Annotated in this window: 2 protein-coding genes; both read left to right on the forward strand. The window is 48.5% G+C overall.

Annotated elements, in window-relative coordinates:
* The coding region (locus tag B2W52_RS15135; protein WP_286803678.1) for a helicase-related protein at nucleotides 1–2,214 on the forward strand (2,214 nt) is incomplete at its 5' end.
* A gap of 119 nt (nucleotides 2,215–2,333) precedes the next feature.
* On the forward strand, nucleotides 2,334–2,969 hold the full coding sequence (locus B2W52_RS15140; RefSeq protein WP_273070515.1) for a hypothetical protein: 636 nt from the start codon (nucleotides 2,334–2,336) through the stop codon (nucleotides 2,967–2,969).
* Nucleotides 2,970–3,125: the final 156 nt, after the last annotated feature.

Below are 3,125 nucleotides of genomic sequence, written 5' to 3' on the forward strand. Positions count from 1 at the left end.
CGGCGAACAAAACGACACGAAGTTAGCCTGCCGGAGATAGAAAAACCCGAGCAAGTGGCTCCAGCTGCCTTAGTGGAGTCGCCGATGTACCGAGAGGGCTTTACGCTACAGCCTTGGCAGCAAGGCTTCGTGACGGAAACCCTGAAACACTATCGCGCCTATGGGGTAGTCCGCTTACTGCTAGCCGATGAGGTTGGGTTGGGGAAAACGCTGTCCATGGCTACTGCTGCACTGACCTTATCCTTATTGGAAGAACAGGAAGGAAAGGCCCGGCCGACGGTTATTTTTGCCCCAGCAACACTCTGTGAGCAGTGGCAAACCGAGCTTATTGATAAGCTCGGTATTCCCACCGCTCGATGGAGTACTTTGCACAAAGGGTGGCTGAATTCACAAGGCATGCTGATTTCCGGCACAGGGACCCACAATATCACGGAGTGTCCATTACGTATTGGGATAATCTCGACCGGCCTCATGGTGAGGGACTCCGACGAAAAGCAGCGTCTTCTGGATCGTCGTGGAGAATATGGTCTGGTCGTGCTTGATGAGGCTCACAAAGCTCGCACGATGGTTGCGCCGGGCTCCGCTCCAGATAAGGACAACAAACTTCTCTCTTTCATGAAGAAGATTGCGGGGCAAGCTAAACACGTCATCCTGGGTACAGCGACACCGATCCAAACCCGTCGCGAAGATCTGTGGGACGCCATGCGAATTTTACATCAGGGTAAAGGCCGCTTTGTTCTCGGGGAAGGTTTGTCGCGCTGGCATCACCCATCTGAAGTGGTCGATTTGCTATCGGGTGTTGCTCATATAGGTCAAGCCGAAAAGGCATGGGCATTCGTGAAGACACCACTACCACCGGTTGAAGCAACCAACGAACCCAAGGCTCGGCAGCTCTATAACCTGATTCGAAGCGAGTTAGGTCTGAGTGAAGATACCTTTTACTGTGATCCGCCACTGGTAACGCTGGATGAAGATATCCAGGACGTGCTTCAGGATGCCCTGGACGAAGAGGTGAATGGCGCCAGCTTCTTCCAACGCGAGAACCCCTTCGTTCGGCATATCGTTTTGCGTAAACGCTCAAGCCTCGAAAATGCAGGGCTATTGCCGCGTATCGCCGTGGATATTCATCCGGATATCGCCCGTGTCGGCGACGAGCATGGCTTTAGAGGGCTTTTTGACGGCATTGGCCTGCGTGTTGATGACGACTACCGTGTGGCTTACGAGGCCGCTCAGGACTTTGGAAAAGCGTTGGCATCACGAGGACGGGGGAGTGGCTTCATGAAGAACCTCATGGAGCAGCGCATCTGTAGCAGCATACATGCCGGCATCAGTACAGCGCGTAAGCTCTTGGAGGGCGATGTCATTGCGGACGAAGAGGATGAACAAGAGGCTTTTGCTCAGATCGATACCGGTTCTGGTGCTGAAATTGAGGCACTAGAAACCCTGATCGCTCGACTGGGTGAAGTCCGCGAGGATCCGAAGCTCAATGCGATTCAGTTCTATCTTGACAGTGAAGGCTGGCTGGCACTTGGCTGCATTGTCTTTAGCCAATACTACGACACCGCAGCTTGGGTAGCCCGCTCACTGGCGGCTCGTTACCCGGATGAGCCAATAGGGCTTTACGCCGGGGCCGGCAAGAGTCGCCTGTTCCTGGATGGAAATAGCGTGTCTGCAGAGCGGGAAAATCTTAAGCTGATGGTTGCAGAGCGCAAAATAAGACTGATGATTGCAACCGATGCTGCCTGCGAGGGATTGAACCTTCAAACCCTTGGCACCCTGATTAATGTTGATTTGCCATGGAACCCTACCAAGCTGGAACAGCGAATCGGGCGCATCAAGCGATTTGGTCAGACGCGGGATCGTGTCGACATGCTTAACCTGGTAAATCACGGGACAGTGGACGAGCGTGTCTATGAGCGTCTATCTGAGAGGATGCGGGATCGCTTCGATTTATTTGGCGCACTACCCGATACGATCAAGGATGAGTGGATCGACAATATCGAAGATCTGGGCGAAGAAATGGACAAGTATATTGACGCCCAGAAACGCGAGACTGGGTTCGATATTCGTTATAACGCAACCTTGGAGCCGGATGACGATACTTGGAGCGAGTGCTCAAAAGTCCTGTCTCGCCGCGATTTCCGGGATTTAATGTCGCGTAGCTGGAATGGAAAGCGCTCGACGACAGATCAATCCCAGTCAGAACTGATTTAGGTAAACTGAGAATTTTTATTATCTAAGCCATAGATGATTACAGGAACGTTAGCTTTTTATATTTTTAAAAAGTATTTCTCAGTTTTAAATAGAGAAATAAGTACGGATTATTAATTAAAATGAAAAAACCATTCGAAAATGGCGCAATCCAAATCCCACTCTACCATGGAACGACAAGTTTGTTTGTCGATTCGATAAAGGAATATGGTCTCGGAGGGTTGAACCCGGTAGAGGAATTGGATCTAGTTTCAATTTATCGTGCGTTGTTTGAAGTGGCTGATAAAAAGTTTCGAGGCGCTAGTTCATGGGAGAAAGTAAGAAAAAAAGCATCTTATATAGCTTATCAGAAAAATTCTAATGACGGATTAAATTACAATTTTCGACACGGCAACGTTTATCTTACACCAATTCGAAAAATTGCATTTGACTACGCAAGCATCAATGAGGGGTCAGAACTTCTCGGTTATTTAAAAGGATTAGCTTTATATTTAATACGCCAGAAAGAGCATGAAGAGGTCAATGATATCCTCCCGATGAAAGTCGCAAGCATTCTCTCCAAATCCTATCAGCCTGTTTTATTAAAATTGGAGTCAGTTTGTTTGACCGAAATTGAGCCTGAAAATGGTATGGATAAAGATTACCTGATTTCACTTTGGCAAAATTTTTATGAAACGGGGACTATAGACAAAGGACTAACAAACTGGAAGCTCACGAATCCTTTGCCGTGGGGTAGAATTGAGTTGCTCGGATATTAACTTTGCCTCATTTTTCGAAGCAAGATGAGGCGAACGTCCTGCAATTGAGGGTTTGGTGATGTGCTTAATCTCTCAAGAAGTGGTGGAAGATCTAATTCTTGATCGCACCCAGCTCATTAGTGGCTGCGTAGTATTATCGACGGATTTTGCTGATAT

Origin of the sequence: Marinobacter sp. UBA2498, assembly GCF_002341575.1 — a bacterium.
Classification (GTDB): domain Bacteria; phylum Pseudomonadota; class Gammaproteobacteria; order Pseudomonadales; family Oleiphilaceae; genus Marinobacter; species Marinobacter manganoxydans.